Source organism: Xylanibacter ruminicola (assembly GCF_900142525.1).
GTDB classification, from domain to species: Bacteria; Bacteroidota; Bacteroidia; order Bacteroidales; family Bacteroidaceae; genus Prevotella; species Prevotella ruminicola_A.
The window spans coordinates 37,584-59,917 of the sequence record NZ_FRBD01000022.1 but is presented as its reverse complement, the minus strand read 5'-3'; the positions used below and the strand labels follow the sequence as shown (position 1 = coordinate 59,917).

17 protein-coding genes are annotated in these 22,334 nt (G+C 46.1%); 8 read left to right on the top strand and 9 right to left on the bottom strand.

The features are described 5' to 3' along the window. Positions 1-121: 121 nt before the first annotated feature. From BUB86_RS13930 to BUB86_RS13920, 3 genes are all read left to right on the top strand, one after another. Positions 122-1,336: a VapE domain-containing protein gene (locus BUB86_RS13930; RefSeq protein WP_073210573.1), complete on the top strand. Its 1,215-nt coding sequence runs from the start codon at positions 122-124 to the stop codon at positions 1,334-1,336. Positions 1,337-1,517: 181 nt separating this feature from the next. Then, positions 1,518-2,009, top strand: coding sequence for a regulatory protein RecX (locus BUB86_RS13925; RefSeq protein WP_073210571.1), 492 nt, complete (start codon positions 1,518-1,520; stop codon positions 2,007-2,009). Next, complete coding sequence (locus BUB86_RS13920; RefSeq protein WP_073210633.1) at positions 1,996-2,697, top strand: ComF family protein; 702 nt, start codon at positions 1,996-1,998, stop codon at positions 2,695-2,697. The genes BUB86_RS13925 and BUB86_RS13920 overlap by 14 nt, the downstream gene beginning before the upstream one ends. Here the strand turns inward: BUB86_RS13920 and prmC are convergent. Continuing rightward, positions 2,694-3,557: a peptide chain release factor N(5)-glutamine methyltransferase gene (gene prmC / locus BUB86_RS13915; RefSeq protein WP_073210568.1), complete on the bottom strand. Its 864-nt coding sequence runs from the start codon at positions 3,555-3,557 to the stop codon at positions 2,694-2,696. The genes BUB86_RS13920 and prmC overlap by 4 nt on opposite strands. A 54-nt stretch (positions 3,558-3,611) precedes the next feature. On the opposite strand from prmC, the gene ribD reads away from it, so the two are divergent. Continuing rightward, entirely contained in the window at positions 3,612-4,529 is a 918-nt protein-coding gene (ribD, locus tag BUB86_RS13910; protein WP_073210566.1) for a bifunctional diaminohydroxyphosphoribosylaminopyrimidine deaminase/5-amino-6-(5-phosphoribosylamino)uracil reductase RibD, read from the top strand. A 49-nt stretch (positions 4,530-4,578) separates the two neighbouring features. On the opposite strand, the gene BUB86_RS13905 is transcribed toward ribD, so the two are convergent. The 8 genes from BUB86_RS13905 to dapB all read right to left on the bottom strand — a co-directional run bounded on the left by BUB86_RS13905 (position 4,579) and on the right by dapB (position 18,866). Continuing rightward, positions 4,579-5,043: a reverse transcriptase-like protein gene (locus tag BUB86_RS13905; RefSeq protein ID WP_073210564.1), complete on the bottom strand. Its 465-nt coding sequence runs from the start codon at positions 5,041-5,043 to the stop codon at positions 4,579-4,581. A 33-nt stretch (positions 5,044-5,076) separates the two neighbouring features. Beyond that, positions 5,077-6,861 (bottom strand): arginine--tRNA ligase, encoded by a 1,785-nt coding sequence (gene argS / locus BUB86_RS13900; protein WP_073210562.1) that lies wholly within the window; start codon positions 6,859-6,861, stop codon positions 5,077-5,079. A 175-nt stretch (positions 6,862-7,036) separates the two neighbouring features. Continuing rightward, the gene (locus BUB86_RS13895; RefSeq protein ID WP_073210560.1) at positions 7,037-9,004 is read right to left on the bottom strand and encodes a RagB/SusD family nutrient uptake outer membrane protein; all 1,968 of its coding nucleotides are present in this window, start codon (positions 9,002-9,004) and stop codon (positions 7,037-7,039) included. 23 nt (positions 9,005-9,027) lie between these two features. After that, on the bottom strand, positions 9,028-12,072 hold the full coding sequence (locus BUB86_RS13890; protein ID WP_410543947.1) for a SusC/RagA family TonB-linked outer membrane protein: 3,045 nt from the start codon (positions 12,070-12,072) through the stop codon (positions 9,028-9,030). Between the two features lie 168 nt (positions 12,073-12,240). Beyond that, a complete protein-coding gene (locus tag BUB86_RS13885) occupies positions 12,241-16,089 on the bottom strand; it encodes a two-component regulator propeller domain-containing protein (RefSeq protein ID WP_073210557.1) in 3,849 nt (1,282 codons plus the stop codon). Between the two features lie 18 nt (positions 16,090-16,107). Then, positions 16,108-16,710, bottom strand: coding sequence for a WbqC family protein (locus tag BUB86_RS13880; RefSeq protein WP_073210555.1), 603 nt, complete (start codon positions 16,708-16,710; stop codon positions 16,108-16,110). 9 nt (positions 16,711-16,719) lie between these two features. Next, positions 16,720-18,153: a signal peptidase I gene (gene lepB / locus BUB86_RS13875; RefSeq protein WP_073210553.1), complete on the bottom strand. Its 1,434-nt coding sequence runs from the start codon at positions 18,151-18,153 to the stop codon at positions 16,720-16,722. Next, positions 18,150-18,866, bottom strand: coding sequence for a 4-hydroxy-tetrahydrodipicolinate reductase (dapB, locus tag BUB86_RS13870; RefSeq protein ID WP_073210551.1), 717 nt, complete (start codon positions 18,864-18,866; stop codon positions 18,150-18,152). The genes lepB and dapB overlap by 4 nt, the downstream gene beginning before the upstream one ends. Positions 18,867-19,016: 150 nt before the next feature. Between dapB and panB the strand changes: the two genes are divergently transcribed. Genes panB through coaBC form a run of 4 tightly spaced genes read left to right on the top strand, consistent with a single transcriptional unit; the run spans position 19,017 to position 22,334 of the window. Beyond that, a complete protein-coding gene (gene panB, locus BUB86_RS13865) occupies positions 19,017-19,880 on the top strand; it encodes a 3-methyl-2-oxobutanoate hydroxymethyltransferase (RefSeq protein ID WP_073210550.1) in 864 nt (287 codons plus the stop codon). After that, a complete protein-coding gene (gene panC / locus BUB86_RS13860; protein WP_073210548.1) occupies positions 19,877-20,722 on the top strand; it encodes a pantoate--beta-alanine ligase in 846 nt (281 codons plus the stop codon). The genes panB and panC overlap by 4 nt, the downstream gene beginning before the upstream one ends. 6 nt (positions 20,723-20,728) lie before the next feature. After that, positions 20,729-21,118, top strand: a complete 390-nt coding sequence (gene panD, locus BUB86_RS13855; RefSeq protein ID WP_073210546.1) for an aspartate 1-decarboxylase — start codon at positions 20,729-20,731, stop codon at positions 21,116-21,118. A gap of 25 nt (positions 21,119-21,143) precedes the next feature. Continuing rightward, on the top strand, positions 21,144-22,334 hold the full coding sequence (gene coaBC / locus BUB86_RS13850) for a bifunctional phosphopantothenoylcysteine decarboxylase/phosphopantothenate--cysteine ligase CoaBC (protein WP_073210544.1): 1,191 nt from the start codon (positions 21,144-21,146) through the stop codon (positions 22,332-22,334).

Here is a 22,334-nt window from a genome sequence, read left to right as displayed (position 1 = left end):
CGAAAAATTTGGAAACCGGGAAAAAATTTTGTATCTTTGCAGTCGCTTTTGAAAAACAGTGCTATGAGATATACCACTCAATTCATGAACCGAAATTATTAACGATAAGATTATTATAGACATGAAAGAAAACTTTATGATTAATGGCGAGGCGGTAAACGACTCGCTTGCAGGGACTCTCGCAGTCGTTGAGTTCCTGAAGGAGAACTACCAGTTCCGTTATAATGTACTTAACGGCAAGGTAGAGTTTAGAACTTTGAATGCTGAAACAGCTGATGGCCAGCAGGTTTGGCGACCTCTGACTGATAAGGCAGTTAACAGCATTGTGCTTAAAGCTCGTTGTGAGCAGATTACTAAGGGTAGTCCTAAGACGGAGATCTGCGAATATGTAGACTCTGAAGAGGTAGCCCTTTACGATCCTATCAGCGAGTATCTTGAGAATCTGCCCAAATGGGATGGCCAGAACCATGTGGCTAAGTTGTTTAGTCGCATTCCTGGCATCTCGTCAGAGCAGTTGGATTTTCTATGTGTGTGGATACGTTCGTCTGTGGCCCATTGGCGTAAGATGGATATGCTGCACGGAAACGAATGTGTTCCTACGCTTATCGGAGGGCAGGGTTGTGGAAAGACCACATTCTTTACCCGCCTGCTACCTCCTCAGTTCCGTCAGTATTTCATGGATCACCTGAATACGTCGAACCAGAACGACAAGAACATGACGCTGACGAACAATCTGTTTGTGAACATTGATGAGATGGACAGCCTCACCTCTCGCCAGCAGACCATCTTGAAGCAGCTCCTGTCTGTGAGCGTTATGAACTATCGCCCCATATATGGCAAGACTCAGCAGGTTCTGCATCGCTATGCATCGTTTGTGGCTACTACAAACAATCCTCATCCTCTGACGGATGTAACAGGTAGTCGACGATTCATCTGTATGACCGTGCCTGATGGTCAGTTTATCGACAATACGGGCGAGATTGACTACGACCAGCTGTATGCTCAGATAATGTATGAGCTTATAGAGCTGAAGGCGCCTTACTGGTTTAACAATGATCAGGTGGCCCGAATACAGGAGCTGAACCTGAACTACATGGCTCAGACAGATATGGGCGAGATGGTGAAGGCATGCTTCCGCAAGCCTAAGGAGGGCGAGAAGGCCAAGCCTCTGGGAACAGAGGATTTGCTGAAGGTGATTAAGAATGAGTTTCCCTCAGTAAAGACCAACCTCAGTACCAAGGGAATTCTTGGACGAACCATGAAAGAGCTTGGTTTCGAGAAGACCGAGCACTCGCATGTGGCCCATTACAAGGCCATTCCGAGGAAAGCTGCATGAGTAAAAACGGGAGGTTTGACGGGAGGTTGTACGGGAGGTTTCCAGACAAAACCTCCCGTCTTGCATCCCCTGTGTTTATGCGGGTTTCAGAGCAAAACGGGAGGTTGGGAGGTTTTAATTCAAAATAATCTTGGCTATTTCAGAAAAAGAGTGTACCTTTGCAGCAGATTAGAAACAAAAGATGAGTAAACAGAAGACCGAACAAGAAGCATATTTGCAATTAGCTGCCGTGTGTGCTCAGGCTGAGCATTGCGAGCAGGAGATGCGCGATAAGATGAAACGCTGGGAGATTGATGCTGCAACACAAGATAGCATCATTGCCCGACTTGTTAAGGAGCGCTATATTGATAACGAACGCTATGCACGAGCCTTTGTAAAAGACAAGATTCGCTACAACAAATGGGGCCGTCGAAAGGTTCAGCAAGCGCTTTGGATGAAGCGCATCAGCGACGACATACAGCAACGCGTGCTAGATGAAATCAACGAAAAAGAGTATCTCGATGTACTCATCCCGCTATTGAAACAGAAGCGCAAGACCATAAAAGCTAATAATGACTATGAGCAGAACCAGAAGTTGGTGCGCTTTGCACTAAGCAGAGGGTTTGACTTCGGTATTATCCGCCAATGTCTCAAAGTAGACGAGGATATGGATTATGGCGATGAAACCGATTAGTTTTTGGCACAGACTCCTCGATTTAATCTCACCACGCGTCTGTGTGGTGTGTGGTCGACGATTGTCAGCTACCGAAGAAGTACTATGCAATAAGTGCAACTTCCATCTGCCACGAACAGGATTCTCAAATAATCCCTATGAAAACGAAATGGCCAAACTCTTCTGGGGCCAGATACCCGTAGAACGTGCTGCAGCCCTATTTCATTACGAGAGTCATGCCGAAACAGCAAATATCATCTATCAGCTTAAATACAAGGATCATCCTGAGATAGGACCTTTTATGGGGCGCATGGTGGCTACAGAACTAAAAAGAGACGATTTCTTCGATGGAATCGACGAAATTGTGCCCGTGCCGCTAACCAAAGAACGACTACACCAACGCGGCTACAACCAAAGTGAGGAGATAGCTAAAGGCGTTTGCGAGATTACGGGGTTACCTATCAATAAAGATGTAGTGAAAAGAACGGTTTTTCAGGGCAGCCAAACTCGTAGAAGTCGATGGGAACGACAGGAAAACGTGGAATATGCATTTAAGCTGACTCATGGTGAACCAATAGCAGGCAAACACCTCCTGATAGTAGACGACGTTGTAACCACAGGTGCCACAATCATTGCATGTGCCAAAGAACTAGCAAAAGCCGGCAATGTAAAAATCAGCGTCCTCTCGCTAGGACTAACAAGGCATTAATTCTTACTGGCTTTGATGAATCTAGCTTTGCCAAATTGGTCGTTGATCTTCTCGACATCAGTGAAGCCTAATTGTTGCAACTGTTCTACGATGGAATCGGCATAAAGCGGATTGATTTCGAAATAAAGACGGCCTCCGCTTCTTAATGCAGAATAGGCATAGTTCATGATGTGACGGTAGAATAATAATGGGTCGTCGTCAGGAACAAACAAGGCGGTATCTGGTTCGTATTTCAATACGTTTTCTTCCATTTCATCGGCTTCTTTGCGACAGATATAGGGTGGGTTGCTGACGATGATGTCCCATTGGCTCGAGGAGTGAGGAGTGTGGAGTGTGGAGTGATGAATGTTCAAGGCGTCTTGATGTTCAAAAATGACGTTGGCACCTAATGCTTTGGCGTTGCCTTCGGCAATACTGAGGGCGGCGTCGGAGATATCCCAAGCGGTTATCTTTGAATCAGGAATGTTGAGCGCCAACGTGATGGCGATGCATCCGCTACCTGTACCTATATCGAGGATTTGGTATTCTCGTTCCTCGTTCCTCCTTCCTCCTTCCTCGATAATTCGGCACAATTCTGCTGTTTCAGGTCTTGGAATCAGTACGCCTGGAGCCACATGGAACTGACGGCCACAGAAATCGGCAACGCCTAAAACATACTGTACAGGCTCGGCTTTTTCGAGTCTAAGCATGATTTTTTCGAGTTCTGCTTGGTCGTTTGAGGATAATTGCGTAACTTTGCCACAGTAAATATCGGCTGTTGATAGTCCGAATCGGACATCAAGCACCCAACGGACGATGGCTTTGGCCTCGCCAGCATCATAGATGTTGCTGAGTCTTTGGCAGAGTTGTTCGTAATTCATACTGCAAAGGTAGGTATTTTAATTGATAATTGACAATTGATAATTGATAATTTTATGAATATCGACGAAAAATTCATGCAGCGCTGTATTCAGTTGGCTAAAAACGGCCAGCAGAATGCAAAACCCAATCCCATGGTTGGAGCTGTAATAGTACATAACGGCCGAATAATTGGTGAAGGTTATCATGAGCGTTGTGGAAAGGCCCATGCTGAGGTGAACGCCTTTGCCTCCGTGAAAAGAGAGGATGAGGCTTTATTGCCAGAGTCTACCATCTATGTGTCGCTTGAGCCTTGTTCGCATTATGGCAAGACGCCTCCTTGTGCCGACCTTATTATAGAGAAAGGCGTGCGCCGTGTGGTAGTGGGTTGTATCGATGAATTCGCCGAAGTTCAAGGTCGTGGGATAAAGAAAATCCGAGAGGCTGGGATAGAGGTAGAAGTAGGCATCCTAGAGGAAGAATGCAAGTCATTGAATCGTCGTTTTTTCACATTCCATCGCGAAAAACGCCCCTATATTATACTAAAGTGGGCCCAGACGGCCAATGGTTTTATCGATGATCATCACAAGCCCGTTCAGATATCCAGCGACTTTACTAAAATGCTATCGCACAAGCTGCGTGCAGATGAGGATGCTATATTGGTAGGCAGAATTACTGATGAACGCGACCATCCACTACTGAATGTCAGAGAGTGGTATGGCCCCGATCCTAAGCGAATGGTGATAGATCATGCACACCCGCTGAATCTTGAGAGTCTACATGAGCAAAATGTGCAATCGCTGATTATAGAAGGTGGTGCTGAGACATTACGTTCTTTCTTGGTGCAAGGATTATGGGACGAGATTCGTGTGGAAACGAATACGACGATGACGGTTAGTGATGGTACTCGTGCGCCACAGATTCCTGCGAATGCGGAGGTTGTAAACAGCAATATCTATGATAAAAACGTGATTGTGGTTTATCGGAAGAAATAGTGCTTGTTCAGACCACCCCTGGCCCCTCCTACTCAGGAGGGGAAATTCTTTATTTTCTGCCGAAGTCGGCGGGGACTTCGCCCCATTTGCTTGTTTCCCATTTGATGATGGGATTGCGGTATTGGTGGGTTCTCAGCCAATTCTCGGCTCTGGCAATAATCTGGTAGAGCTGTTCGGTTTGTGGTGTGCGCTCAAGGGTGGTTTTGCATTTGCCCTTCGACACCCACAGAATGGCGTTGTAGCTATCGGAATAAATGGTTTTGTTGTGCAATCCCTTTTGCCAACAAAGAGCCAAAGCATGTACGATAGCCAGGAATTCACCTATATTATTAGTACCGTGTATGGGACCGAAATGGAATACACGATATCCCGTCTGCAAATCGATGGCCTGATACTCCATCGGTCCAGGGTTGCCTGAACATGCTGCATCTACAGCCCAAGCGTCAGCCCGTACTTCCAAAGGTAATGGAAGTACGGTATCATGACGATTTGTTGGGGGATTAATAATTTTCAATTTTTAATTATCAATTGTCAATTATCAATTATTTTACATGCGCTCGGGCACTTCGATACCCAGCAGACTCATAGCGTTCTTAATAATCTTAGCCACATTCTTAGCCAGCATCAGGCGGACAGCCTTTTTCTGCTCGTCGGGCTCGTTAAGGATGCTATAATCGTGGTAGAACTGGTTGAACACCTTGGTAAGCTCGTAGCAGTAGTTGGCAATGCCGCTTGGTGAGTAATCCTTACCAGCTTGCTCTACAGCAGCACCAAACTCGTTCATCTTCTGAACAAGCTCTACCTCTTTCTCTGCGAGTGCAACCTGAGCTGCAGCAGGTTGCAAGCCCTCAGCTTCGGCCTTGCGGAGAATAGAACGGATACGTGCGTAGGTGTACTGAATGAATGGGCCTGTATTTCCGTTAAAGTCGATACTTTCCTCTGGATTGAACAGCATGTTCTTGCGGGCATCAACCTTCAGGATAAAGTACTTAAGAGCTCCCATACCAACTACGCGGGCGATTTCGCGGCGCTCTTCCTCGGTCATATCATCGAATTTGCCCAGTTCCATCGAGGTTTTGTAGGCATCTTCTACCATCAGAGCCATCAGGTCGTCGGCATCTACTACGGTTCCCTCGCGGCTCTTCATTTTACCGTTTGGCAGCTCAACCATACCATAAGAGAAGTGAGTGAGCTCCTTGCCCCACTTGAAGCCCAGGCGGTCGAGTAGGATAGAGAGCACCTGGAAGTGGTAGTTCTGCTCGTTACCTACTACATATATCATCTTATCGATGGGATAATCCTGGAAACGCATCTCGGCAGTACCGATGTCCTGAGTCATGTAAACACTGGTTCCATCGCTACGAAGCAGCAGCTTCTGGTCGAGGCCCTCGTTGGTAAGGTCGGCCCATACAGAGTTATCCTCGTGGCGCTCGAAAAGACCTTTATCAAGTCCTTCTTCAACCTTGGCCTTACCCTTCAGGTAGGTCTGGCTCTCGTAGTATATCTTATCAAACGATACGCCCATCTTCTTGTAGGTCTCATCGAAGCCGGCATATACCCAGTTGTTCATCTTCTCCCAAAGAGCGCGAACCTCAGGATCGTTCTGCTCCCATTTTACCAGCATCTCGTGAGCCTCCTTAATCAGTGGAGCCTCCTGCTTGGCTTTCTCTTCGTCCATACCCTGAGCAACCAACTCCTTCACTTCTTCGCGATAGTGCTTATCGAAGGCCACATAATAGTCGCCAATCAGGTGGTCGCCCTTCTTGCCGCTGGTCTCTGGTGTCTCGCCGTTGCCATATTTCAGCCAAGCCAGCATAGACTTACAGATATGAATACCTCGGTCGTTCACGATGTTGGTCTTTACCACCTTGTTACCATTGGCTTCCATGATCTTTGCCAGGCTCCAACCCAGCAGGTTGTTACGCACATGACCAAGATGCAGGGGTTTGTTGGTGTTAGGTGATGAATATTCAATCATGACAAGTGGCGAATTTTCGTTGGCCTGCTTCATGCCGAACAGCTCGTCCTTATCAATTGTCTCGAGCAGCTGCAGCCATGCACCGTCGCCTACACTCAGGTTTAAGAACCCTTTTACAACATTAAATTTCTCTACAGCAGCGCAATTGGCCTGTAGGTATTCGCCAATCTCCTGTGCTGTCTGCTCCGGACTCTTCTTGGCGGCCTTTACAAATGGGAAAACCACCAGTGTCAAGTTACCCTCAAACTCACTTCTTGTCTTCTGCAACTGCAGCATCTTTTCTGTGGCATCCATGCCATAGAGAGCTTTTACTGCCTCGCCTGCAGCCTTGCTGATTAATGCTTCAATATTCATATCTTTCGATTTTTGGGTGCAAAGTTACGAAAAATATGTGTAATCTTTGTCATAATTACAAAAATTTTACCATTACCCCATAAATAACAAAGAAAACCACTGGTCGTCCTCTCGACGGCCAGTGGTTTTTTAAAGAGATTCGTTTTTGTCTAGAAAATCTAACTAACTATTATCATCAATTTCTGTATGCAGGGTTCTGATAGAGCTTCTTCTCCTCCTCGCTCATCTCCATACCGTCAAGCTGATCTGATGGAATAGGACGAAGGTAGTAACCAGCAGGAATATCACGAGTTTCAGTTTTCAGTTCCATGTCGGTGGGACCGTTGCCAGCGATGCGATAAGTGCCAGCACGCTTTGCCCAGGTCTGTGTACGAACGAGATCGAACCAACGATAGCCCTCGCCCCAGAACTCACGGCTACGCTCGTCGAGGATGAAGTCGATAGTGATTTCATTAGGTGTAGCAGCAACCATCTCTGCACTCTTGTCAACAGAAACAGCAACATTATCATTTTGAGAGAATGTCTGCTTACCTGCACGGGCACGGAGAACGTTTACCAGTTCCTTAGCGTCGGCCTGCTTGTTCAGTTTTACAGCAGCCTCAGCAGCAATCAGGTAGAACTCAGAGAACTTAGCAATGTTCCAAGGACGTGGGCTTCCACCATTAACTTTTGAGCCCAAAGTACCTTCATTATCTGTACGGTAGATACCAATTTTCCAGTTGATGGGGTACTTCTTACGACTGATGTGATTTACAGCAACCACGAAGTCGGCGCGACCAGGCATCTCACCGAAACCGTGCTTACCATCGGCACCTGTATAGTTGATGTTTTCATCCTCGCTTTCAGGAACCCAGCTGAAATATACATCGTTTGGATAGATCTTCTCACCATTGGCACCATATACAAATGCATCGCTACCTCCTGCCTTATGCCAGTTGGTGTGATAACGCAGTGTGAAAGTTGCATCATAACGAGAGTCGATAGCCTTTACAGCATCTTCCCATACACCACCTTCCATGAAGTTGTCGGCGATAGGAGCCATACGTGTCCAAGGACGTCCAAGAGCCTGAACAGCCTCACGCTGAACGGGGTTGATATAAACAGTTTTACCCTCATCATTCTTTCTATCGGTCTTGGCAATCATCTCAGTGTAGTTCCATGTCTCAAACCAATAGGCAAAGTTCTCAGGAGCACCACCATTACCCCAACCGTAACCTGCGCCACCGTTACCATACTTCTCATCCTCACTATGGTCGGCATAGAGCATAACCTCAGAGTTGCGGTCATTAGTAGCTACGTTAACATCGTAGAATGTTGGCTGCAGTGCGTATGGTCCAGGATTGTCGATAGCCTGCTTAGCCACATCGTAAGCCTTCTGGAAGTAGCTCTGAGCCTGACTGGCATCGCGTGTACACTCAGGATAGGTTGGGATGTTGTTAGGATTCTCTAACCACCAAGCGTATGTAAGATAAGCCTTAGAGAGGAAAAGACGTGCCAGATTCTTGGTAGCAGTACCTGTGAGACGTGGATTCTCTGGCAGGTCAGCTACAGCCTTCTCCAGATCTTTGAAGATTGCAGCATATACCTCAGGAACAGTATTGCGAACAGATGTACGTACAGGAGAGGTGTTGAACTTCAGTTCGCCAGCACCCAAATCGAGGGGCACACCACCGAATGTCTGTACAAGCATAAAATAGTCGAAGGCACGGAAGAAATAAGCCTCTGCTAACAAAGCGTCGCTAATGCCTGCATCTGCACCATTCTCAATAATACCACTTGCAGTATTAATATTAGAGAATACATTTCCCCAAAGGCGTCCGGCATCGCTATTCTTGGCTGTTAGTGGAACCCCAGTGAAATCCATAGCTTTAAAGTTTTCACCCTGACCAGACTCTGCATAGGTATATTCATCGGTACCAGTTTCACTACTACTCAGGTAATAACCATCGCCATAGAAATAGCGCAAATGTGCATAGAGCGATGTCAAACCACCCTCAATACCCTTTTTCTCGGTAAAGAAAGTTGGGTCAAACTGACTGCGTGGCTGCTCGTCGAGGATACCAGAGCAGGATGTCATGGTTGTAGAAATACCACAGCATACCAAACCCGCAGCAAGGATATATTTAATATTTTTTGTTTTCATAACTCTTTATTCTTTATTGATTATTAGAATGTAACGTTTACGCCGAACAAGAAGTTGCGGGTAGCAGGAGTATTGTAACCAACGATTGGCATCTTATGCTTGCCTGTGTATCCAGATACTGCTACAGCGGTATTCTGGGTAGCCCATGAGTTTGTTTCAGGATCAAGTCCGCATTCGTTATTGTATGGTGAGAACAGAATAAATGGATTCTGAACAGTTGCATAGACACGCAGACGGCTGATTCCAAGATCCTTGATGGCCTTAATGTTCTGGAAGTTGTAACCCAGTGTGATGGTACGGAACTTCAGGTAACCTGCGTTGAAGTAACCAAGTGTAGAACCATATTTGGGGTTATCGCCTGATCTCAGGTCAGAACTTGGTTTAGGATACTTAGCACCTGTATTCTCTTCTGTCCAATAATCAACATCAAGTTGTCCACGGCGTCCAGAGAGCATGTTCAGATAACCATCTGAAGAGTGGAGGGCAGAAATCAACTTACCACCAATCTGGAAGGCGCCAATAACAGTCAGGTCGAAGTTCTTATAACCAACAGTTGTATTGAAACCTCCAATCAGATCTGGTTCCATGCTCATAATCTGACGGTCGTCGTTGTTGATTGCACGTGTAGGAAGACCATTTGCATCATAGTCACCGGTGTACTTCACCTTAATCATACCTGGCTTACCACCTGGCTCCAGAATGTTCAAAGCTGCTTCTTCACCCTGCTGCCAGATACCAACATACTCCCAATCGTAAATGACGTCGATAGGATGGCCAACGAACCAACGGTTACCCTCATCACGATCCTGACCAGAAGCTAATTCTGTCAGCTTGTTACGGTTCTGATAAAGATTGATACCAGCCTCCCAGTTCCAACCGTTCTTGTTGTCGATGATAATGCCGTTCAGAGAGAACTCCCATCCCTTGTTCTGAGTCTTACCGATGTTGCCGGTAAAGCTGTTTACACCAGAGGTAAAGGGCAGAGATACATCGAGCAAAATGTCTCTGGTCTGCTGTGTATAATATTCGAACGATCCAGACAGACGGCCGTTGAAGAGTGAGAAGTCAAGACCAAAGTTCCAAGTTCTTGAATACTCCCAGCCAAGCTCTGTGTTAGGCAGCGCGTTTACATAATAACCAGACTGCTGGCCAGCTTCATCAAGTCCGAAGTTATAATTGCGTGTAGCCAGACCGCCAAGTGTTGAGTAAGGAGCGATAGCCTGGTTAGAGGTCTCACCATAACCAACACGAAGTTTCAGGTTGTCAATCCAAGTGAGGTTCTCCATGAAGCTTTCGCGAGCAATGTTCCAACCAGCACTTACTGCAGGATAAGTGTGCCACTGGTGGCCCTTAGCCAGACGTGAAGAACCATCTGAACGTACAGCGGCTGAAAGCATATACTTATTATCATAAGAATACATAACACGACCCATCCAAGAGATTAAACCGCTCTGAGAATAGCCATAGCCAGTAAGATTTGACTGTCCAGTAGCCTTGTCGAGAGCATAGTACTGGAAGTAGTCGGCTGGAATACCCTGAACACTAGCACCGGTCTGCTCATAAGTAGTCTGCTCAGCAGAGTACATGGCAACTACATTCAGGTTATGCTTCTCAGCAAAGATGCGATCGTAAGTCAGCAGGTTTTCAACAGCCCAGTTGCGTGTCTGGTTCTCATAGACAGATCCGCCGTTAGTCGCACTCTCTTCAGTGTTATTAACACCTGTTCCAGTGAAACCACCCTGCTTAGAAGAACGGAAGTTCAGACCAACGTTTACGCGATAGCTCAATCCCTCAATCCATGGGCACTTCAATTCTGCAAACAATGTGTTGTATGAGCCAATACCCTTGTTCTCGTTGAGCCATACATCTTTCTGACTCTCCAAAAGGTCCTTTGTAACTACAACTGTCTTGTCGGCAGGCATATTAATATAGCGCTTCAGAGTACCATCTGCATTGTAAGGACTTGCCAGAGGGCTCATGCTCAATACAGCATACATATTATTAACTCCCTGAGTCTTGCGATAGCTGTTGTTGGTGCTCAAACCGAAACGGAAGTACTTGCCAACAGTCTGGTCGAAGTTACCGCGTATAGAAATACGATCGTAACCCTCAGTAGGAAGAACTGACTCGTCGTGATAATAACCGGCACCGAAGCTGTAGCTACCACCATTGGTTCCACCAGCAACGCTCAGGTCGTGGTTGTAACTAACACCAGTCTTATAGTAAAGATCCTGCCAGTCGGTGTTAGTGTTGTCATCTTCGTCCAGAGAATTCTGATACTGTCCAGCATACTTACGGAACTTAGAGAACGTAGGTCCATCCATCATAGGATATTTGTGGAACACCTTCTTAAAGCTTACATAACCATTATATGTAACCTTTGCAGGTGAACCCTGGCTACCCTTTACAGTTGTGATGATGATAACACCGTTAGCACCACGAGAACCGTAGATGGCTGTTGCAGAGGCATCCTTCAGAATATCCATCGACTTGATGTCGGCAGGATTGATATCTGAAAGCTGACCCATGAATGGAATACCGTCGAGCACAATCAGTGGGTCGTTACTTGCACTCAGTGAGCGCTGACCACGGATACGAATCTGCATCTCATCACCAGGCTTAGAACCTGTCTGTGTCATCAGCACACCAGCTACACGGCCCTGCAGAGCCTGAGCAGCGTTGGTTGCAGCAACCTGGTTCAGCTTCTCGCCACCGATGTTGGCAACAGAACCAGTAACGGCCTCACGACGCTGTGTACCGTAACCGATAACTACAACCTCATTTACTACATGACCGTCTTCTTTAAGGTTTACGCGTACGTTATCGCCAGCTTTGATTTCCTGTGATACGTAACCTACATAAGATACAACGAGTGTTGCACCCGGCTTAACATTGAGAGAGAACTTACCGTTGAAATCGGTAACAGTACCATTGCTAGTACCTTTCTCCATGACCGTGGCACCAATCAGTGGACCCTGAGAGTCGCTTACCTGACCAGTAGCCTGCTTCGTTTGCTGTACGGAAGCTACTGATTCGGTAGCTGCCGAAGCCTGCTGTGCAGAGATCATGCCCAAGAAGCACAATCCAACACACAAGGCTGTTTTCTTTGCTTTGAAACTCATACGTTTGGTTTGTTAGTTAATAATTATTTTTAAGAATAAAAAAATCTGCCGCAAAGGTAGGCAGATTCTTTTATTGTGGCTTCTACGTATGTTTCGTTTCATTTCATTTTTGTATCAGCCTTGATTTTTTTGTGCTTTTTGCTCTAAATAATCGGTAGGAGACACTCCAAACTGCTTGCGGAAAACGGTTGAGAAGTGGGCTAGATTACTAAATCCAACGGAATATGCAACCTGTGTTACATTGATTTTTTGCTCTTCCAACAGTCTTACTGCCTGCTCCAAACGTATGTTTCTGATGAACTCACTGACAGGCAGACCTGTCATTTCCTTCATCTTTCTATGTAGCTGGGCACGACTGATGCCAACCTCTTTAGTAAGGGCGTCAACATTAAATTCGCTATCGTCGAGATGCTCGTTAAGTACTTTCATGATTTTCTCCATCAGCTTCTCGTCGTTACCCTTTACTTGTTTCTCTTCTACTTTGTCTTTCTGCTGTTGTACACCAGAGAATTTTCCCTTCAGTCGCTGATTTTTTCTTATCAGGTTGTTGATAACCATGTGCAGTTCGTCCATATCGAAAGGCTTGGCAAGGAATGCATCAGCGCCCTTCTCAAGACCCTCAAGACGATTAGCAACAGCAGCTTTCGACGTGAGCATCACCACAGGAGTATGGTTGATGTTCATATTGGTCTTTATCATACGCAACAATGTAAAGCCATCCATTTCTGGCATCATCACATCGCTAACTACCAAGTCGAACTGCTTACCGGGTTCGGCGCCTAATAGTAGTCGTAGAGCATTGCGACCACTTGTAACGGGTGTAATATGGTAGTAGCTGCCCAGTTCTTGAGAAATGTAGCTACCAATTTCCTCATCGTCATCAACAATCATCACACGATAGTTGGATTGTGTTTTTATCTTGGCTGCTTTCTCTTCGGCTATCAGTATTTCTTCCTTTTTCAGATGAGCACATCCTAAAGGTATGCGTGCTGTGAATATGCTGCCCTGATCATCGTTACGATTAGCAGCCTCGATAGTGCCATGGTGCATTTCAACCATCATCTTGCATAGATTAAGTCCGATGCCAGTGCCTTCTATGTGCATGCTTCGAGAACTGCTGCCCTGATAGAATCGGTCAAACAGTTTGCGTGGATCGCCCTTGATGCCCATGCCATTGTCTATGACCTGAAGTACTGCATTCTTTCCTTTTTCTTCAGATACACGCACTTCTATCTCGCCATTGTCGTAGGTGTATTTAAAGGCATTTGAGAGTAAGTTGTCCACTATCTTATCCATTGCTTTACGATCAAACCACACATTCAACTTGTCTAGTTTTGACGAGTAACGGAATGTGATACCACGCTCCTTGGCTGTATATTCGTACGACTTGAGCAGATTACCTACGTACTGTACCATGTCAGTTTGCTGACACTGAAGATTCATCTGTTGCTTGTCAATCTTACGGATGTCGAGAATCTGATTAACCAGGTTCTGAACACGTTGGGCATTATGCTCAATCGTTTTCAGATCGTTTCTAATCTCTGGGTCAAAGTCACGCTTCAGTAATTTATGCAGTGGACTCATAATGAGCGTTAGCGGCGAACGGATGTCGTGGGTGGCGTTAATCAGGAATTTCATTTTCTCTTCATCAAGTTCCTGACGGCGACGACGGATATAGGTCCACATGAGCGAGCCAAAAACAATCGAAGCCATCATAATATATATAATGTACGCCCATGAAGAACGATACCATGGGGCTTTTATGGTGATGTAATATACCTCGGTATCGGTATATACACCGTTATCATAGGCTCTTACTTCTAGAATATATGAACCTGGCTGAAGATGCGTAAACGATACTACATTACGACCAGCTTCGGTCTGTCCCCATTCGCGGGCTCCGTTCAGGCGATATTCATAAACCACATTATCGGCATTGGCATAATTCAGCGAAGAGAACTCCATTGAGAATGTGTTGTCGATGAAATCGAGCGAAAAGTGTTTCTGTCCAGGTAGTGCCTTGCCGCCCACATAAATGCCCGTTAGGTGAATCTGTCTGATATCGTTGTTGGCCTGTTTTAAGTCTTCTGGGTTGAAAGAGGTAACACCATCGCTGAATCCGAACCATATCCTGCCGTCTTCTGTAAACATGGATACGCCGCTTACGTATTCGCGGCTTGCCAAACCATTACCATAGACATATCCCACAAACTGACGATCCGTATGTTTGTATTGCCAGATACCCATCGTGGTACTTACCCAAATATCGCCAAATTGGTCTTCAATGATGCCACCTACAACCTTATTACTTAAAATCTTGGCATCGGGGAATGGTTTTGCAGCTTTTTGCTGAGGATCGTAAACGTATAGTCCGGTATTGGTTCCAAAAAGGATCTTGCGATCGTGAGTCTCATATACGGTCTCGATGGCATTATAATCGAGAATCACATCCCAACCATATGGATGGAAATGATCTTCAACAGGATCATAACAGTTGATACCCGAAGCGGTACATATCCAGAGCTTTCCACGACTGTCAAATTTTAATCTGGTTACCCAGTCATTATGCAGTCGCCCACGTGGACCATCAGGATCGAAAAAGCTGAAATGTCGCAAATCACCACTATGTGTATCGTATGAAAAGAAACCGTTAGAATACACAGAATAGAAGATATGCCCATTTCCATCGTCAGTAATGGTGTTTATATAGCCGCTTTCAAAGGAAGTCTTCTGTTTTGATTCTCCAGTGATAGGGTTATAAGCGAAGAGACCTGTATTGGTGCCAATCCAGAATTGTCCCGTTCCATCGCGATAAATAAGATATGTACCCTCGGGAGATGAAGGATGAGCCACCAGGCGTCCTTGAGCATCGAAACCAAAGATACCATTATTCTGTACGGCACACCATGTTATGCCATTATCGCCTGCACATATTGAGGTGAGTGAACCGCCGGTTGTGATATGCTGATCGATAAATTTCCATGTTCGGAATGGTGACTGATGTTGGGGGATGAGCAATAATCCTCGTTTCTGACAGCCTATCCATAGGTTTTCCTGATTATCCTGAAACAGGGCCCAGATGGTTGCTGTGTTAAGGTCAACCGAAGCATTCTGGAAGTCGTAACGTCTCATCTGATGCTCGCCTCTTGGAACCCACCATAAGCCATTACCCATGGTACCTATGAATAGATTCCCGTTCTTATCGCACTTGGCCGTACGTAATAGCAGATCTTTTCCTCGTAGCTCACCGGGATCCAGATAGTCTGTCATCATCTGACCGTCGCGATAAAACAGTAGTCCATGATTACAAACCATCAGCACACCGTCTTCATAGCCAACAAAACCTGTTACAGTACCGTATGGCGATTGGAATTCTTCTATCTTTCCATTTAGCATGCGTCGTAAGATGACATTTCCATATCCTGATTTCCAGAAACAGCCCTTTTCATCGATATGGATATAGCTGAAGTAGTTATTGTCGGCTTTAGCGTAACCTTCCACTTTCTGTGTAGAGTTATTTCTTGTGTCAAGTCTGAATAAGCCATAGCCGGCAGTACCTATAAGAAGGTGATACTTGTCTTCCTGTGTGATGGCGTTAATACGTGGAATACTTGTAGCACCCTTCATCTCTACCGAGATAAATTTGTTTTCGGATGCATCATAACGGTCCAATCCCATCTGGGTGCCCACCCATAGTGTGCCGTTGGCATCCTGAAACAGATGCGATATGACATTGCTGCTAACAGAATTAGGGTTAGCCTTGTCGTGTAGGTAGTTCGTGAAACGGTAGCCATCATATTTGTTCAGTCCGTATTCAGTACCTATCCATATATACCCATCTTTATCTTGGCAAATCTGGGTAATCTGGTTACTCGACAGTTTTTCCGAAGTGTAGAAGTGCGACTGGCCTGATGCAGTCAGTGTTGATATTGATAATAATGTTAGAAGTAGTTTACGTATCATTGTTATTGTTTTGGGTAGTTACAAATAGAAAATGCTTTCAGGTCCCATGTTGAATAGAAGGTCTATAACCGATAGATTCGGCAGGAATCCATGTTTTGCCGAGTAGACCTGATAATATGTTTTTGGGGTGAAATCCATATCGGGTGCAGGGTGCTTGGGGTTTATTGCGATGCGATAGTCTGTCTTATCGCTTGGCTCAACTGCATAGTCGGAACTAAATTCCATATTGGGCTGGATGTCGATGAGTTCGCACATTTTTAGACAGATGGCCTCGTTGAAATCCAACAGGTAATCCCAGCGCTTTTCAAAGAATGGACGTATGTCGTCCTGATAATACTCGAAGAAGGGCGACTCTCCGTATGCACTTTGTAATGCATTCCAATGCAGATGGCGCCAGTTGCCGTGGTCGCTGATACGGATGTCCTTAATAAGTGGAGATTCACCACGAACCACGGGAACAGTAAGAGCCTGTACACCTTGTGTGGTGGCAATGAGACAGCGGTTACGATAAGTCTGCTTTTGGAAACTCTCCCACTTTTCTATCTGCACAAAGTCAGCCCGATGCAGTTTCTGATACCACTGCACCGGGCCAAAGTATGTTGTACTGAGCAAAACCTGCATGGTTTTACCTTATTTAATATTGTCTACGATGTTGCCGATACGGCTCCAGCGTATGCCTGAGAATCCGTTGCGGTCAGGATCGCTGCTCCACCAGATGAATATGGGCTTTCCCACGATATGATCCTCGGGTACAAAGCCCCAGTAACGTGAGTCGGCAGAGTTATGGCGGTTATCACCCATCATCCAATAATAGTCCAATTTGAAAGTATACTGATTAGACTCTTTGCCGTTGATGAAAATTTTGCCATCGCGAACCTGAAGATCATTCTCTTCGTAGGCACGAATGCATCGCTCGTAGATTGGCAGATTGTCGAGTGTCAGCTTTATGCTCTCGCCCTTCTTTGGAATCCAAATCGGACCGTAGTTGTCGCGAGTCCAGTGCATATTGCCGTTCTGTGGATACAAACTCCACTCCTCGGTGTCGTAATGGAATGAGATACTCTCCAGCAAGTCGTTGCATTTCTTCATCTCCTCTACTACGCGCTTTGTCAACGGCATATATCCATTGTTGTTAAGCGATACCAGTTCTTCGCGAGTAATGTTCCACTCTTCCATCTCTTCCTCGGTGAAGTGGCGCTTCAGCTTAATATTATATGTATACTGCACATTGTCTGGCTCCTTGTTGGCCTTGCCATCTAGGTATACAATATGATCTTTAATCTGGAGAGTTTGGCCAGGCAGACCAACGCAACGCTTTACATAGTTCTCACGACGATCGGTTGGGCGTGTGGCTATTTCGCCAAACTCCTGACGATTCGACATGATCACGTTCTTTCCCATGTCATACAGGGTGCTGAACACCTGCAGTCGTTTCTCGGCCGATAACGAGTCGAGATTAGGCATGTTGGGATAGCTGGGGTAACCATATCCATAACACAGGTTATAGTATTCTGTCTGATACTGCAGGGCTGTGCAGATGGTGTCGCCTGCAGGGTAGTTGAACACAACAATATCGTTTAGCTGTACCTGTCCCAATCCTTTTACACGACGATAGTCCCAATGAGGCCACTCGATATAGCTTTTGCACTCAACAACGGGGAGTGTATGTTGGGTTAATGGCATTGTCAATGGGGTCTGTGGTATACGTGGGCCATAGCTCACCTTCGACACAAACAGGTAATCGCCGGTAAGCAGCGATTTCTCCAACGAACTTGATGGAATCACGTAATTCTGGAAGAAGAACTGGTTGATGAAATAGACTGCAACGAGTGCAAAGACTAATGCGTCTATCCACGACATGACAAACTTTACTGGCTTTTCGGCCTCCTTCCACCATTGCCATTTTATCTTTTTTGTGATGTAGATATCAAAGATAAAAGGTATTACAAGCAGTCCCCACCAGCTTTCTACCCAATAGAGAAAGAGCAGGTAGAGCACTAGTACGGCGATGAATTTTGCCCACTGCTTTGTAGGATTGAATTCTTTCTTCTTCTCCATAATCAGAATTTAAACATATCCGAGATTGTTAACAGTCCCTGATGCTCCCTGGTGTATTCGGCTGCAAGTACGGCTCCTAAGGCAAATCCCTTACGACTGTGGGCGTCATGGGTGATGGTAATCAGGTCGGCATCGCTATCGTAGCGGATAGTATGAATGCCGGGCACCTCACCACGACGGATGTGGTCAACACGTAGGTACTGCTTGTCGGTAGTGTCCTCTTTCCAAGCCTCTTTGCGGTCGATATTCTCTACAATTTCCTCAGCCAGTGTGATAGCTGTTCCGCTGGGGTGGTCGAGTTTATGAACATGGTGGGTTTCTTCCATCTCAACATCATACTGAGGGAACTGGTTCATGATTTTGGCCAGATAGCGGTTTACAGCCGAGAAAATGGCCACGCCGATAGAGAAGTTTGATGCCCAGAAGAGTGTCTTGCCGTCCTCTGAGCAGGCCTTACGCACCTCATCGCCATGTTCTTTCATCCAACCGGTTGATCCAGAAACAACTTTTACACCTTTGCTCCAAGCCTTCAGATAATTGCCGTATGCAGCCTGTGGAGCTGTGAACTCGATTGCAACATCAGCAGAGGCGAACTCGGGTGAGTCGAAGTCCTGCTGGTTGTCAATATCGATGATACTTACAATCTCATGACCACGGTCGATGGCTATCTGTTCAATCATCTTACCCATCTTTCCGTAGCCGATTAAAGCTATTTTCATAATTAATTCGAATTAAAAAACGCCGCAAAGATACTACTTTTTGTCAACAAATCCCCATTTTCAACAGAAAATAACTAAAAAATTTGCTGATATTAAAATAATGTAATACTTTTGCACCCTTGAAGAGAGCAAAGAAATCTATTTCAGGAAATGAGAAAATCTATTTTTGACTTACTTGAACGTAAGGGGAAGCAGCCAGTCAGCATGCTGACGGCTTATGATTATCATACAGCCTGTACCATTGATGAGGCTGGAATCGACATGATCTTAGTTGGTGACTCGCTCGGTAATGTGATGCTGGGTTACGAGAACACATTGGCAGTTACTGTTGATGATATGATTCATCACGGTAAGGCTGTAGTTCGTGGTGCCAAAGAGGCTTTTGTTGTTGTCGACATGCCATTTATGTCATATCAGGCATCTGTAGAGGATGCTGTTCGTAATGCAGGTCGCATCATGAAGGAAACCAATTGCCAGGCAGTAAAATTAGAAGGTGGTGTAGAATATGCTGATCGTATCAAGGCTATTGTCGAGGCTGGCATCCCTGTAGTGGCCCACATCGGACTTACGCCACAATCAGTCAATGCCATGGGAGGATACAAGGTTCAAGGTAAGTCGCTTGAGCAGGCTCAGAAACTGTTAGCCGATGCTAAGGCAGTAGAAGAGGCTGGTGCATTTGCCATCACCCTTGAGTGTGTGCCCGAGGCACTGGCCAAGATGGTTACAGAACGTAGCAATGCACTTACTATTGGTATCGGAGCCAGCAGTGCTTGCGACGGACAGGTTCTGGTTTACCAGGATATGCTTGGCTATAACGCTGGATTTGTACCCAAGTTTGTGAAGAAGTATGCCGACCTGCATAGTGTAATGCTCGAGGCATTCCGTCAGTACAAGCAGGACTGTGAAAACCGCAGTTTCCCTGGTGAGGGGCAGACCTATAGCATTAGCGACGAGGTTTTGGAGCAACTCAAGAAAGAAGAAACAGAAAGACTATTATTTAAAAAGGTAATATGAGAGTAGTAAAGACTGTAAAGGAGGTAAGAGAAATTGTTGCAGAATGGAGAAAGGAAGGCCTTTCAGTAGGTCTGGTGCCTACTATGGGCTTTCTTCATGAGGGTCATCAGAGCCTCATCCGCAAGTCGGCCAGTCAGAACGACCGCACTGTGGTTTCAGTATTCGTAAATCCCATCCAGTTTGGTCCCAACGAAGACCTTGAGGCTTATCCACGCGACTTGAACCGCGATATGAAAGCCGTAGAGGAGGCTGGTGGCAATCTGATCTTCAACCCAGAGCCATCAGAGATGTACCCTGGTCACTTTACATCGTTTATCGATACCACCGAAACAACCGAACTGCTTTGTGGTGCTGTACGCCCAGTGCACTTCCGTGGTGTTTGCACCGTTGTTGGTAAGTTGTTCAACATCGTAACCCCTGATCGTGCTTACTTCGGACAGAAGGATGCTCAGCAGCTGGCTACCGTTAAGCGTTTCGTTCGCGATCTGAACTTCCCACTCGAGATTGTTCCCTGCCCTATTGTACGCGAGGACGACGGACTGGCCAAGTCAAGCCGCAACACTTATCTGAATCCTGATGAGCGTAAGGCCGCACTCATCCTCTCACAGAGCCTGAAGAAAGGCAAGGAGGCCATCGATGCTGGCGAGCGCGATTCACAGAAGGTGATTGACATCATCCGTCAGCACCTTGAGACTGAGCCAATGGCTCGTATCGACTATGTTGAGGTAGTTGACTTTGAGAACATCCAGCGCACAGCAAAGATTGAAGGCGAAGTGCTTGTTGCCATCGCTGTTTATATCGGAAAGACCCGACTGATTGACAATTTCATCGTAAATATATAATAAGGTATGGACATCACACTACTGAAAGCTAAGATACATCGCGCTGTAGTAACTCAGGCCGATCTCGACTACGTGGGTAGCATCACTATTGATTCTAACCTGCTGAGCGAGTCGGGCATTCTGGAATACGAGAAAGTGGAGATTGCCGATATCGATAATGGCAACCGCTTCGAGACCTATGCTATTGCTGGCGAGGCGGGCTCAGGCGTTATCTGCCTGAACGGAGCTGCCGCAAAATGCGTGAACGTAGGCGATAAAATCATCATTATGGCTTACGCTTATATGACTCCCGATGAGGCTAAGACTCACAAGCCCACCGTACTCTTTGTAGATGAGAACAATCGTATTGTCCGCAAGGCTAATTACGAGAAGCACGGACTGCTGAAAGAGCAGTAAAATAGCGAAATAGCCAAATAAAAAGATGCTTACAGGAAAGACCATCGTATTGGGTGTAACAGGCGGTATTGCAGCCTACAAGAGTGCCAATCTGGCTTCGATGCTGGTAAAGCTCCATGCCGATGTGCATGTTATTATGACTCAGAATGCTACGCACTTCATCACCCCTATGACGTTCGAGACACTTACCAACAATAAGTGCATTGTCGATACCTTCGACCGCAATTTCTCGTTCGACGTGAAACATGTATCGCTTGCTAAACGAGGCGATCTCTTCGTGGTGGCTCCCTGTACAGCCAATGTCATCGGCAAACTGGCTCACGGCATCTGCGACGATATGCTCACCACCACCATGCTGGCCACCAAGGCGCCTAAGCTGATAGCTCCCGCCATGAATACCGGTATGTGGGAGAATCCCATCCTACAGGATAACCTCACCAAGCTACAGGGTTACGGCTATCACATCATCGAGCCCATCATAGGCCGTTTGGCTTGTGGCGATACGGGGACAGGAAAAATGAACTCTGAGGAGGTAATTATCGAGCACATCCTAACCTTTATGGCTAAAGAGCAGGACCTGAAAGGTCGTAAGGTACTGATTACTGCAGGTCCTACCCAAGAGTCTATCGACCCTGTTCGCTATATCACCAACCGCTCTTCGGGCAAAATGGGCTATGCCATCGCAAAGATGGCCCGTCTGCGTGGAGCCGACGTAACATTGGTTTCAGGTCCAGTAAGCATAAAGCCCTTTACCGGTATCGATTTAGTGCCAGTTAAAAGTGCTGCCGATATGTTCGAGGCTGTAACCAGCCGTAGTACTGATAATGACGTTATCATTATGTGTAGCGCTGTAGCCGATTACACCCCAGCCACCTATTCCGATCAAAAGGTCAAGAAGCACGATGGTGAGCTATCAATTGAACTCACTCGCACCCAGGATATCCTAGGTTGGCTTGGAGAGCATAAGAGAGACAACCAGACATTGGTTGGTTTCTCGATGGAAACGGAGAATCTGATTGATAATTCGCGTGCCAAACTCATCAAGAAGCATGCCGACCTCATTTGTGCCAACTCCATCTCAGGCAATACCACAGGTTTTGCCGTTGACACCAACCAGGTAACGTTGATAACCCATGACGAGGTGAAGGAGTTGCCTCTGTGCTCTAAGGAAAAAACGGCCGACAAAATCCTCGATTTCATCGTAACCCTTTCCTGA